Raw genomic sequence first — 13,974 nt, forward strand, 5'->3', positions numbered from 1 at the left:
AATGGTGACTATTTTGTTTTAACGCGGATGACTGTGAATGAATAAGCTGGTAATTCCAGTTTGGAAATACCCGATACAGCTATTGTTGATTCCACGGGTGTAGCATTTTTATCAGCCGGCTGTCCCTGCAATACTGTTTTTATTGCTTCCGGACCTGCCACATCAATACCCGCCAGGTCAAGGGAGGTATTGACGGTTACCGGCAACAGGTTCACCATTTTCACCACCAGGTCTTTGCTTTTTGTATCACGCACGATGGAATAAGCGATCCGTTTTTTTACACCATCCTGCTCATTGGACAAGCTGATGGCAGCCGGCAGGTATTGATCACCCGCATGCAGGCCATACAATTTTTGCACCTGGTAGCCCACGGTGGGTTTTACTTCCGTATTATTAAAATAGATGAGGTCGGGATTCCACTGGGTATGTCCTTCTTTGGCCAGCAAGGGAGCATAAGATGTCATGCTCACCACATCGCCATTACGCTCCAGTGCAGTGAGGTACAGCGCTTCACTCAGCGCTGTTTCCAGGTTATTAGGTCTGCCGGACAGGTGCGCAGCATATTCACCCAGGTATACTTTTGATTTGTGGCGGTCATACCTGTCATAATAATCCTGGTTGTGGATGAGCCAGCCGGGCGATACATAGTAATGCTCATCTACCATGGGCACTTTTAGTTTATCAGCCAGTTCCCAGCCTTCTTCGTAATCTGTTCCTTCATAGAAGGGGCCTACGGTGCCAATCACGGTGATGCCGGGATATTTTGCTTTCACAGCGTTATAGATCAAGGCAAAGCGTTCTTCAAAAACATCCGTGATCAGGTCTTCATTACCTATGCCAACGTATTTCAGGTTGAACGGCTGGGGATGGCCGGCTTCTGCCCGCTTTTTACCCCAGGTAGTTTTAACATCGCCATTGGCATATTCTATAAGATCAAGTACCTCCTGTACATATTCATCCATCTGGTCCATCGGAATGCCGCCCTGCTGACCACCGCCGGTGGGACCTACCCCGGAATTCTGGCAAGGCACGCCTGCTGCCAATACCGGCAGGGGTTCGGCGCCAATATCTTCACAATAGCGGAAGTATTCAAAATAACCCAGGCCGGCAGTCTGGTGATAGCCCCACAGGTTACGTTGGGGCTTACGGGCCTCCAACGGACCTATGGTGTTTTTCCAGCGATAAATATTTCCCAGTCCATCACCGTGCGCCACGCATCCGCCGGGAAAGCGGATAAAACGGGGATGGATATCTGCAATGGTTTGTGCCAGGTCGGCCCGCAGGCCGTTCTCCCTGCCTTTAAAAGTCTTTTGCGGGAATAGAGAGATCATGTCGAGCAGCACACGTCCTTTGACAAGTGGTTGTAATTCGAGGCGGGCATCGGTCGCATCAGCAGTGGCCGTCAATATGGCTTTGCTTTTTTTCCAGCCTGCAGCAGAAGCTGCGATGGTTGCCTGCGCCAACACCGTACCCTCTTTGCTGACAAGGCGTACCAATAATTTTCCTTTTCCTGCCACTTGTTTGGTAAACAGGGAAAGGTTGTATGGCGACCCTTTCTTTACAGGAATTCCATCAAACCCTGCATTCACCAAGGCTGCGCCGGGTGTCTCTATATTTAATACTGCGTAATGCGGGTTGTTGACATGAATAGGCGCCACACTGTCAATAGTAAAGCTGGCATTATCCCCTTTCAGTGTCCAGGAATGGGTACTGTTCCAGGCTTTGTCATGTCCTTCGCGGTCGCCCGGTGCATATTCGAAATCACGGTTCTGGATGAGTTCAGCATAAAGCCCGCCATCGGCAGCATAGTTAATGTCTTCAAAGAATACGCCCAATAACAAGTCACTAATAGGTTTTGCTTGCGCCGCCTGCACGGTAATCTTTGCTTCTACCGGTTTTAGTGCGGCAAAACGTTGTGCATCCTGTGTGCTGTTTTCGCCGTACTGAATATTCCTGTATTGTTTGATCTCCCAGGTTTTAATCAGCTTATCCACCATTGTCCAGGGTACGCGGTGCAGTTGCCCGGTGACCTTTCCTGTGGGCAGGTTAACAGTGAGACTGCCATCTGTATACTTTGCTGCGGGCACTTCCACAGCAGGGCTATATGTTTTAAAATCTTTGGTCGTTACCTGGTAGTATTTGCCACCGGCTTCGGTATAGGTGATGGCATAGTGTGCCTGTTGGGCATTGTATTGTATCACCGGCTTCAGCACATTGGCGCCCGCTGCCATCAGCGGGTAGCTCTGGCGGCCCCAGTACACCAGGTCAGGAGAAGATACCTGCGCGAATAATTTATCCCTGTCATTAAGGCCCCATACACATTGCCATACGCCATTGGGACCCTGTATGAGATACGGGTTGATCATTTTCTTTTCACTGCCCCAGCGGCTATAGTCGCTTCTTACATAGCCGTACTCATTGCCAATGAGGTGCCACTGCTGCTGGTCACGGCTCCAGGCAAAGTGCAGACCATTATGATAATTGTTTTTGGAAGTACCGTAGGAGAACAGATAAACGGAGTCGGGCTCATTGTTCCGGGCACTGTTGCCGGCAAAAGCGGCGGAGGTATGGGCAAGCCACCCACAGCATACCACAAAAGCAAAAAGGCAAGATTTCATATGCAAACGAATTACAGAATAACCTGTTTAAATGTCAATATTACAATTATTCTGTTAAATCACGAAACAGGATTTTGCCTGCTTTGAATAACTGAGGTATATCAGTTCTTAAACAGGATGCGGCTGGCAAAGGGGCCAATCTTTATATTGGCGGCCGCTGCATTGGTGATGAGTTTCCCATTGATAACGAGGCGCTCAAAGGTAACGCCTTCCACCGTATGGTCCTTATCCAGCCCTTTGATCAGCGGGTAGGTGGAGTTACTTCCCTTGTAGGTGATATTCTTAAAATAGATATCCCGTACGCCCCTGCCGGGGCCGGTGTTGTATTTACTGTTGTACACCACCCGTATGTTGAACAACTGGCCTTCCTCAAAATCATCTACCCGGATATCCTCAAACCGTATATTACGCACGAGGTTAAGATCACCGCAGGTAATGGCCATACAACCTTCATAGTCCGGGTCGTCTTCATCCTGTTCCAGGATATTGATATTTCTGAACACGATATTTTCAATCGTATCGCCTTCTGCCTGGGTATTGCCATGCAGTCCTATATTGATGGGATGGGCAATATCGGCCCAGAGCGTTGAATTGGTGACGAGGTAATTACGCGCATTGCCATAAAATTTCCAGCGGTGACCATAAATGGCAATACAATCATCGGAATTGCGCATGAATACACCGTCAATCACTACGTCGGAGCAACTCATGAGGTCGATGCCATCACTCCAGCCCTGACAACTGAATGCTTTGATGTTACGGATGGTCAGGTGCCGGGAGGCACCCCCATAAACGGTATAATGCCGGGGATTGATAAAAGTAATGCCGTCTATCTCCACACTGTCGGACTGTTTTACTTCTATCCCTTCAGGCGTCTGGTCAATAATGCCACGCCCCAGGATGCGTACATTCTTTACCTCGTCGCATACCAGCTTTCCCCGCAGGATAGCGCTGCCATCGAGGTATACGGTTTTGCCGGAAGGAATGTGAAAGGCCTTCCCGGCAGTATCTTTGGGCAAATGCAAACCCGGGCCAAAATAGATAACGTTGGTATCGGCAGGAGAAGGCTTTATTTTTTCTATGGCATTGGCAAATACATGCAGGTTATGCAGCTTATCGCCATTAAATTCTACCGACAGGTTACGCGGCTGCTGCAGGGTAAAGGTGATCACATTGCCTTTTACCTGCGGCTGCACCCCATACACCTCCGGCCTTACCTTCACCGTTCTGACGTTTTCATTATTTTTTCTTACCATCACTTCCACGGTCCCGGAGAAATCAAAATGCACCATGGAAGCTTCCTGCACCTTATCAAGGTCTACTTTCACCTTGTACTCAAAGAGGTCCTGCCATTCACCGCCGGGCTTGCGTACCCGTACGGTATAATCATCGTTGTGCATGGAATAGATGACGGCCTGGGGAGCCGGATAAGTAACCAATTGTTGGGACTGTAATGACTGGCCTGTCACCACCGCTGCCAGTAAAGCGCTTAACCATTTGCTATACTTCATAAGTGCCGCAAAAATAGAGCGGTATGGGAAAAAGGAAGCGGGTATAACAGGTACAAAAAGGGGGTGTTTTTGCTCATTCCGGCTTAATCACGTTCTTATTGATCTGTAGATTGTTATGGAACGGCTTCCTGAACTTCCGGATATATTCGGAAGGGTTCATGCCAAAAAGCTGGTGGAAATGCGTGCGGAAGTATTTAATGTCGTTGAAACCGGTCACGGTAGCTATTTCGGTCACATTGTTCTCGGTATTGATCATGAGCTCGGCCGCCTTGCGCAACCGGATGAAACGGATGAAGCCCACAATAGACTGACCCGATACAGAGTTGACTTTCCGGTACAGGCTGGAGCGGCTCATGCCCATTTCGGTGGTGAGCGTTTTAATGGAGAAGGTCTCATCATCGAGGTGGTCTTCCACGATCTTAATACATTTTTCCAGGAACTCGCGGTATTCCACCGACACCTTCTGGTCGTTTTGCTGCAGGGTGATCTCATTATAGAAATACTGCTGCAGCACGTTGCGCTTTTTCAGCAGGCTCACTACCCGCGCCTTCAGCAATTCTTTTTCGAAGGGCTTTGTCATATAGTCATCCGCCCCGGACTCAATGCCCTGCAACCTCGTTTCTGAAGCAGTGCTGGCTGTCAGTAATATAACGGGGATATGGGATAAGGAGGGATTGTCCTTCACCTGGCGGCATAGTTCCACACCGCCCAGCTCTTCCATCGTAATATCACTGATGATCAGGTCGGGCAGGTATTGCTGCGCCAGGGTGAGCCCTTCCCGTCCATTGGCAGCCTGCAGGATGCTGAAATCTTTGCTGAATACCTGCGACACATATTTACGCAGGTCCTCATCATCGTCCACAATGAGGATCGTAGGCTTTTCCGTAACCAGGGCAGCCAGGTCTTTGCTTGTCTCCGGCTCACTGCTCTCTACCACTGCCGGGGCCAGTTCTTCCAACATAGCAGGCGCCGGCTGCTCATCGCGGTAGATACCCGCCCCTTTAAAATGAGCGGCGCCCTTTTGCAGGCTCAGCAAAAAGGAAGTTCCTTCACCGGGCTTGCTTTGGTAGCTGATCTGTCCATGGTGCAGGGTGGTAAAATGCTTTACGAGGTACAGCCCGATGCCAAAACCGGTTTTGGCCGGGGCCTGACTTCCCTTCACCTGGTAAAAACGGTTGAACAGTTTATCACCCACTTCTGCCGGAATACCCTGCCCGCTATCTGTAACCTGTATTTCTACTGTATCTGTTGTTTCCCGGATGGCTAAACTGATCCTGCCATCGGGTGGTGTAAACTTGATCGCATTGGAGAGCAGGTTGAATAAAATGATCTCCAGTTTCTCGCGGTCGGCACAAAGCAGCAGCGGGTCATTGCCGCCCTCAAACCGGTAGTCAATTCTTTTGATGCGCGCCTGTTGTACAAAGCTGAAGAATACTTCCCGGCACAGGTGGGTTACGTTGAGCTCGGTCAGGTGCAGGCTATCGCTATCACTATCTGCCTTGCGAAACAGGAGCAACTGGTCTACAAGGCTTAACAGCCGCCGTGCATTCCTGTACACCATATTCAATCCCTCTTTCCGCGGTGTCTCTTTTTCTTCGTCCAGCATTTCCTTCACCGGATCAATGATGAGCGTGAGCGGTGTTCTGAACTCATGGGATACATGGGTGAAAAAAGAAAGCCGCTTTTCATTGATCTCTTTTTCCTTTTGCGCATTTAACTGCGCCTCTTTGGCCTGCAGGTGCGCCACCTTTACTTCATAGCTCAACCGGTTCTGCCGCATTTTATAGCTCACAAAAAGATAAATAGCGCCTCCTATGCAAGCTGCATAGAGGGTATAGGCCCACCAGCTCCTGTACCAGGGAGGCAATACCGTAATACGCATGGCGATCTCCTGCGGGTTCCACTCCCCTTCTCCGTTAGTGCTTTTCACCCGGAAGGTATACGTGCCTTCATCCAGGTGCGTATAGGTAGCGGTACGGATATTGCCGGTATAGTTCCAGCCCCTGTCCCACCCTTCCATGTAATAGGCATAAGCTATCTTAACCGGCGCAGTATATTCCAACGCGGTATACCGGAAACCAAAGACGGCCTTGCTGTAAGGAACAGTAACGGATTCAATAGCGCCGGCAGTGGCATAGCTGATATCATCAGCCTCTTCTTCTATGGATGCATTATTGATAAAAAGATCGGTCAGTAATAAAGGCGGCATGGTATGATCGGCCGTAATATCAGCCGGACGGAACAGGCTCAGTCCCTTAATACCTCCAAATGCCAGCTCACCCGAACGCAGGATCAATGCGCTGTTGTAATGGAACTGGTTACTCTGCAATCCATCGGCCTGGTAGTAGTTTTTGAAATGACCCTTTGCCACATCAAAAGCAGAGAGGCCATTAAACGTGCTCAGCCACAATAGTCCTCTATTGTCTTCCAGGATCGTCAGCACTACATCGCTGCACAATCCATCCTCTGTAGTATAGCGTTTAACGACTGCCTGCTTCTTCCTGTCGAACAGCAGAAGGCCTCCTCCTTCCGTACCGATCCAGCAATTGCCCATCCTGTCTTCATAGATCCTTTTTACGGAATACCCTATATTATAAAACTGGTGCTTTTTGTGTCGCGGATCGATCCTTACCAGTTGGTTCAGGTTACCACCCCACAAATTGCCTTCCCTGTCTTCGTATAAGCTAAACAGATCGGAGAGGCTGGCATCGAACAGGTCAAATTTATTAAGTGCCGGATCAAACAGGTACAGGGCACCATATTCACTGCCCTGCCGCAAAGTGGATACCCAAAGCCGGTGCTGCTTGTCTTCCTGCAATGCATACGCCACCCTATTCTCAAAATGAGTAACAGGATTGATGAGTGGATAGCGTTCAAATCGTTGAGTAGCGGGATCGAAACGGTTTACACCACTGCCAAAAGTAGTGATCCAGATATGGCCGGCATGATCGGCCCTGATCATAGAAATGGAATTATGTGCCAGTGCAGAAGGATCACCCGGCTGGTGCCGGAATAAAAGAAAGTTGTTGTTGCTGCGGTCCCATACATTCATCCCGGCGCCATCGGTGCCTATATACAATTTACCATCGGACGCTTCGTACAGGGCGGAGGCTGCATTATCCAGCAGGCTGTTGTTATTGCCAGGCTCATGGGCAATGGTTTGAAAACGTCCTTTTTGAGGGTCGATGATATTGACGCCCCGCCTTGCCGTACCCATCCATTTTCTTGACTGCGGGTCTATGTAAACGCAATAGATAGCTCCGCCGGTCAATACATTTTCATATTTGCCCAATGCCGGGAGTTCCATAGCAGGATCACCGGGTTTCCAGGTTACCAGTTTCCCGGTGCTGGTGCCAATCCAGAAAAGGTTGTCTTTGTCAATGGCAAAAGATACAATAACGCCGTCGAAGAATGGCAGGCCCTTGCCCTCTGTCGCCACGGTAAGTTGCCTGGCAGCATGGTTATAATTGAACAGCGTAGTGTTGTTGCCTATCCAGATGGTATTGCCAGCCGCTTCTATCCAGTTGGCATCGGGCACGCCCTTGTATACCAGTTCCAGTTTTTTTGTACGGGGATTGTACAACGCAAGGCCGTATCTATGCACCAACGCCCAGGTATTATTGGCGGCATCAATCCGCACCGACCTTACCGTGTATTGCGTAATGAAACCTTCCACAGCCCCCGCCAATGGAATGGGTTGAGCCTGCGAAGCGCCCTTCGGACATATCAATAAACCCGTGCCTTCTGTAGCAATAAATACATTGTTGGCACGGTCGGCCCTGATATCCTTCACCACCGTATTCGATACCTGGGTCACCTTGCCATTAGTAAGATTGCCCCGGATGGTAGTAAACCGCCCCAGTAAGGGCTCTAATTTACTGATGCCCTGCCGGGTGCCGATCCAGATATTGTGCAGACTGTCTTCTGTGATACAGGAAATGATATTATGCACCAGGGAGTTGGTATCACTTAATTTATTCCTGAATATTTTAAAGCCATAGCCATCATACCGGTTCAGGCCATCGAAAGTACCAAACCACATGAAGCCGCTATGGTCGCGGAAAATGCATCGTACCGTATTGTTGGATAAACCATGTTCAATGCCCAGGAAAGTCAGGGGAGGAAAAGGCGAAGCGCCTGCGCGGATAAACAGCAATACAGGCAACAGCAGCAGCAAAAAGCGGAAGCGTTTCCTTTTTTTCAGCATCAGCAGCCTCAGACCGGTCATATGGAATCCTGCATTCTGCAAATCGTGGGTATAGGCACTTGTAATTTAGGTTATTTCAGCGACTTCAGCCCTGACTCACAAAAGACCTGCCAGGTCTTATTTTAAGCTACTGATTAACTGGTAAGTAACACCAGGTTTGGTGGCAAACGAGACCAGGTAATCATTCCCCTCCTTCACCGTAGTTGCCTGTACACCTTTCACGCTTACCGGCGTAGCTGTTCTGATCACACATTTCCCACCTTTCCGGGCTGTCACTTTTGCATTGGTCAGCTTGCCCTGTTGCCACTGCATCGCTATTTCAAAAGCGCCTCTGGCTATTAATCCTTTTACGTTGCCTTCCTTCCAGGCGGCCGGCAGTGCAGGCAGTAAATGAATATAACCGGCATGACTTTGCAACAACATTTCAGCCATGCCCGCTGTGCCGGCAAAGTTGCCATCTATCTGGAAGGGCGGGTGCGCATCAAATAAATTGGGATAGGTGCCGCCCCCGCTTGCATATTGTTCGCCGGTGGTATTGGCATAGGTGAGCAACTGGCGGATGAGCTTGTAAGCATGATCACCATCCAGCAGGCGGGCCCACCAGTTTATCTTCCAGCCCCTGCTCCAGCCGGTACCGGCGTCACCACGTATGGCGAGGGTCTTTTTAGCAGCATTGAAGAAAGCCGGTGATCCATTGGCGGTGATCTGGCGGCCGGGATGTAAGCCAAACAAGTGAGAAACATGGCGGTGCTCCGGATCGGTATCTGCAAAGTCTTTATACCATTCCTGCAACTGGCCTTTGCTGCCAATATGCATCGGGTATAATTTCTTTCGCTTTGCGATCAGTTCATTCCTGAAGGCCGCATCAATGCCTAATATTTGCGATGCTTCTATGAGGTTGGTAAATAAGTCCCAGATAATGGCCATATCCATTGTCGTAGCAACGGATACGCCTTGCTCCTTACCGGCACTGTCCCTGAATTTATTTTCCGGTGTGGTGGAAGGCGCTGTAACCAGGTAGCCGTTTTTATCTTCTACCAGCCAGTCGAGCGTAAACAAGGCAGCCTGCTTCATGAGGGGGTATGCTTTTTCGGCCAGGAACTGTTTATCGCGGGTGAAAGCATAGTGCTCCCACAAATGCTGGCAAAGCCAGTTACCGCCCATATACCAGTTGGCCCATACAGGATCGCCCGCGCCTTTATCACCTACCGCATTGGAAGTAGCCCATATTTCTGAATTGTGGTGCGCCACCCATCCTCTTGCATGGTAAAACTCTTTGGCTGTATTAGCCCCGGCTACAGAAAGGTTCTTAATAAAATCGAACAAAGGCTGGTGCATTTCCGGCAGGTTGGTCACCTCTGCCGGCCAGTAGTTCATTTGTGTATTGATGTTGATGGTATAATTGGAGCTCCAGGGCGCCCGCAGCTCTTTATTCCACAGTCCCTGCAGGTTGGCAGGCGGGCCGCCCGGCCGGGAAGAGGAAATGAGCAGGTAACGGCCAAACTGGAAATACAGCATCTCCAGCTCCGGATCATACGCGCCGGCCGTATAAGCCTTTAAGCGCTCATCGGTAGGCAGCCTGTGTTGCGGATTCTCCTTGAGCGTATCTTTTACCAGGAAGAACACCCGGTTAAAGTATTTCGAATAGTCGTTGAAGTGTGGCGCAAATAATTCAGGGAATGATTTCCCCGCTGCTTTGGCAATGATGGCGGCAGCCAGCGCATTTTCATCTTTGCCTTGTTTGTCCGGACATTTATCAAAACCATTAAAGCTGGTGGCAGCTGCTACGTACAGGGAAATCTCGCTGGCATCCCGTATATGAATGCCTGCTGTATCGGTGGTAATATTTCCATCAGCCGACACGGCCTTGATCCTGTACTGGAAACGCATGCCATTACAACCGGCCGTATCTTTGTAAATGATGTGCTGCCTGTCCTTAGGATTGTAATAGCTGGGATCCACATGGGCAGGCGCTTTACCGCTGACGATCAGTTCATCATTGTCCTTTACCAGCAGGTTATAGCGCAACAGGCTTTTAGCCGATACATCAATATTGAGCTTCCCTTTTCCGGAACACAGGAACTTGATGAGCATAACATTGTCCGGCGCAGAAGTAAATATTTTACGCTCGTACTGCACGCCATCAACCATAAATTGTGTAGAGGCGGTGGCAGTAAGGAGGTCCAGCGACCGGCGATACGTCGTGGGCTTCGCTCCATTGAATGATTGCCGGATAATGATATCCCCCATTGGCAGATAGGATTCCGTGTACAGGCCTTGCATTTTTTTGGTGAGGGCATTGGCCCTGGTATAATCTTCCTCTTTGAGCAAGGCATCCCTTACCTGCGACAGGTAGGCAAAGGCTTCGGGATTGATGTTCTTTTTTACCGGGCCGCCACTGTACAGGGTACTTTCATTGAGCTGTATCAGCTCCTCTTCCACCCCGCCAAAGATCATGGCGCCGAGGCGGCCATTGCCCACCGGCAAGGCTTCCACCCACTGGGTAGCAGGTTTATCGTACCAAAGCATTAAAGATCCTGGTTCGTGCTGCGCCTGGCAAAACAGTCCCAGCATGCAGCAAGCAGTCGTTATAATTATCTTCATGGATTAATAAGTTATAGATACGGGGTTCTTGCGTTGAATTTCCTCCCGGAGAAATGCCACGAATGAGGATTCTCCGTCAAATTGTCCATCACTGGATTGCCAGCCTGCATAAAAACGGAAGGTGATGGGTTGCCTGGCTGTTTTCAAGGCTACAGCGTAGGTATTCTGAATGTCCGTATTGGCATTGGGCGTGGTAATGAAACCATCAAACACCTCATTGCTTACCAGCAAGGCCATACCCAGGTTGTCCTTCTTTTCGCTTTGCGCATCGTAGGTATACAATACTTTATAACCTGGCTCATCTATATTTTTTGCTTCTTTGCTATGCAGGTTTACAATGCCTGTTACCAGCCTGGCGCCGGCAGGTGCGCCGTTGATGGTTACCTTGCTTTCATAAAAGTATTGTCCGCCCCAGATGCTGATCTCTTCCGTAAGGGAAACAGGCGCTACACTGTCCAGTATTTTCCAGGCAGGATAGTGCAACCGGAAGATGGCGCGTACCGGCCCATCGGCTACCTTCTGGTAAGTTACCGGCCCCATATTCACATTGCCGAGCCTTACCAGCGTATCTTTTCCCGCGCTTGTTTTCACCGCCAGGGCCAACGCTCCCGCGCCGAGCGACTTACCCACCTTCAGGATATCCATGCCCCAATCGGCTATAGCGTGGTAATTATTTGCCGTATCCCTTCCCACTTCATCCAATACCATACGGGAAGTAATTTTGCCCCAGATATCTTTTCCATTGCGCACATCAAAGTAGAGGCGGAACCCTACCTTGTCATTTTCCCAGGCGGGACCTTCGGTGAGGAAAGGCGGATAAGGTTGTTTGGCAAAATCGGTAGCGGGCTGACCGGCCGGTATGGAATCTACCGCCAGGTCATTGCCAAAGGTATTGTCGGCATTTTTGCGCATATGTCGTACATGCGCCCTTACCACCGCTTTAACAGTAGCTGGTGCATCAGATACAGAAATGTCCAATGTCTTTTTTCTGTCTTCGAAGTTTAGCGGGAGCAGGAAAGCAATTTCGTCCCAGTTACCATCCCCATCCAGATCGTCATGCTGTACCACCACCGGCCTGCCCCCCTCCTGCAGGAGGATGTATTTGCCGGGTGTAAGACTATCCACTTTGCTTTGCAGCTCACTTCTTTTTAGTACCACCAGTTCATTGGGCCTGTCAACATCATCCTTATTTTCTATAACCAGTTGTCCTTTTTGTTGTTTGGGTTCACTGCAGGCTGTTATTGCCAGTGCAACGACCATGAGCCGGGCTGCCGCCCTTTGTAAAGAAAGTATTTGCATGTTTCCTGTTTTATAATGGATCCTGTTCAGGGTACAATATAAAAGCTTTGTTCGATTGTTGACGCAGTTTTAATTTTCGGTTCGTTGCCCCGCCCGTATTGCCAGGCTACCACTGTTACTTTCACGGGGAATTTACTACGCGGTGGTATTTTAGTAAAGTGTAACCTGTTGCCCTTCACCTGTGCCGGCCCTTCCCGCACATAAAACGAAACGGGCAGCCCGGCCGTACTAACAGCCTGCAAAGTGATAGAACGCGTTCCTTTCTTTAGGGGGCCAATAGTATTAAAGCGGATCGCCTGTTCAGCACCTTCCTTGTTGGCAACAGGCGCTGTCATTTGTCCCTGCTGTACGGCAGGTTTATATATTGCATCGCCCGGATGGGTAGCAGCCAGGGTAAATACATAGTTTTTAGGTTGCGCAGGCAATCCCTTTTGCAATTGCAACCGGAACACTGTATCACTGATCTTTTCAAAGGGGCCAATGATGCGGTCTACAACTACCGGGATATTGTTTTGTGCATGTCCTACAGCAGCGCCCACCGGCAGCCCTGTCCAGGTTTTAGGCCGTTCACTTTCTCCGGGCACTGTATCCAGGAAAGCGCCTTTCAGGTGAAAGGTAATGCCATCAGGTTGTGGTATAAAAGACATTTCCGCCTGCAGGTGGCTATTGCGTTGCTTCACCGTTTTACCTTCCTGTACATAGCCCAGCAGCTGGGCTTTTTTATTCCGCCAGGCAGCCTGGTATTGTTCGGTGATGCGCACTGTTTCCTCATCAAAGAACCAGAAAGCCTGCGTCGTATCACCGGTATATTTACCTACGGGCGCTGCGGGGACAATGGGCAACTGATCTTTCCGCCATTTATCCATGAGCCAGCCGGTGGTAGTGGGATCAACGCGTTTCAATACAGGAGCGCCGGTAGCAGGATATGGATGCGGCAACCGGTACCGGGCGGCTTTGGCAATGTAAAAAGCAATGTAACGGATCTTTTTTTCCGTAGTGGCAAAATGTCCTTCGGCCGGACAAGCCAGCATGCTCAGCGGCAGAAATGGATGTTCCTTTCTTTCTTTTAACCCTTCCGTACTCCAGGTATCGGCCGCTTCATATTCACCCATGGTTTCAAGACAGGGAATGAAATCAATGTGTTGGTCCTTTGTCCAGATATCCGGTGCAAACTGCGGATGACGCACATAGGGCCACTGCCCGCTTACAGAAATACAGGCCAGCGTACGCCCGGGATTCCAGGCAGCGAAGTAATAGGGCCAACTGGCCGCCGCTGAATGTCCCATACCAATAATGGGTGCATACTGCAATTCGGTATAGCCCGACACAGCAGCGAGTTCATTCATCATGCTATTGAAAATATCACCTGCAGGTTTCCTTACCGCAGCGTCCCCCTTGGGAGACTCTGCGGGGAAGTTTTCTTTGTGAGACACTGCAGAGAAGTTAAAGAAGAGATCGAATGCAGGAGATACCCAAATGATGGCAACAGAAAGCCGGCCCATTTGCTGCCGGAAGTGATCATTCTCCACAATGCTGAGCTCTTCCATATTGTTCTGTGTTACTACCACAGCTTTTACCTGCTTACAATTTTCCGGCACCCACAGGAAAGCATGGGCATCGGCGTTACGGGCATTGGCTACCGGTACCGACCATTGCCATACCTGCGCCGGCAGGGAAATACCGGCCAGCATGCATAGAAAGAATAAGATGTAATAGTAACGCTTCATAGCAGCAG

General features: G+C 49.8%; 6 protein-coding genes. All 6 read right to left on the reverse strand.

What is annotated here, in order from left to right; genetic code table 11:
• Positions 1–8: 8 nt before the first annotated feature.
• Positions 9–2,618 (reverse strand): alpha-L-arabinofuranosidase C-terminal domain-containing protein, encoded by a 2,610-nt coding sequence (locus HB364_RS32300; RefSeq protein WP_167292584.1) that lies wholly within the window; start codon positions 2,616–2,618, stop codon positions 9–11.
• Between the two features lie 101 nt (positions 2,619–2,719).
• A complete protein-coding gene (locus HB364_RS32305; protein ID WP_167292585.1) occupies positions 2,720–4,129 on the reverse strand; it encodes a glycosyl hydrolase family 28 protein in 1,410 nt (469 codons plus the stop codon).
• A gap of 73 nt (positions 4,130–4,202) precedes the next feature.
• Entirely contained in the window at positions 4,203–8,357 is a 4,155-nt protein-coding gene (locus HB364_RS32310; protein ID WP_167292586.1) for a hybrid sensor histidine kinase/response regulator transcription factor, read from the reverse strand.
• A gap of 96 nt (positions 8,358–8,453) precedes the next feature.
• Positions 8,454–10,940, reverse strand: coding sequence for a glycoside hydrolase family 95 protein (locus HB364_RS32315; protein ID WP_208420177.1), 2,487 nt, complete (start codon positions 10,938–10,940; stop codon positions 8,454–8,456).
• Between the two features lie 3 nt (positions 10,941–10,943).
• The gene (locus HB364_RS32320) at positions 10,944–12,239 is read right to left on the reverse strand and encodes a DUF4861 domain-containing protein (protein ID WP_167292587.1); all 1,296 of its coding nucleotides are present in this window, start codon (positions 12,237–12,239) and stop codon (positions 10,944–10,946) included.
• A gap of 26 nt (positions 12,240–12,265) precedes the next feature.
• The gene (locus tag HB364_RS32325) at positions 12,266–13,966 is read right to left on the reverse strand and encodes a hypothetical protein (protein ID WP_167292588.1); all 1,701 of its coding nucleotides are present in this window, start codon (positions 13,964–13,966) and stop codon (positions 12,266–12,268) included.
• Between the last annotated feature and the right edge of the window lie 8 nt (positions 13,967–13,974).

It is taken from the genome of Paraflavitalea devenefica, assembly GCF_011759375.1.
GTDB lineage: Bacteria > Bacteroidota > Bacteroidia > Chitinophagales > Chitinophagaceae > Paraflavitalea > Paraflavitalea devenefica.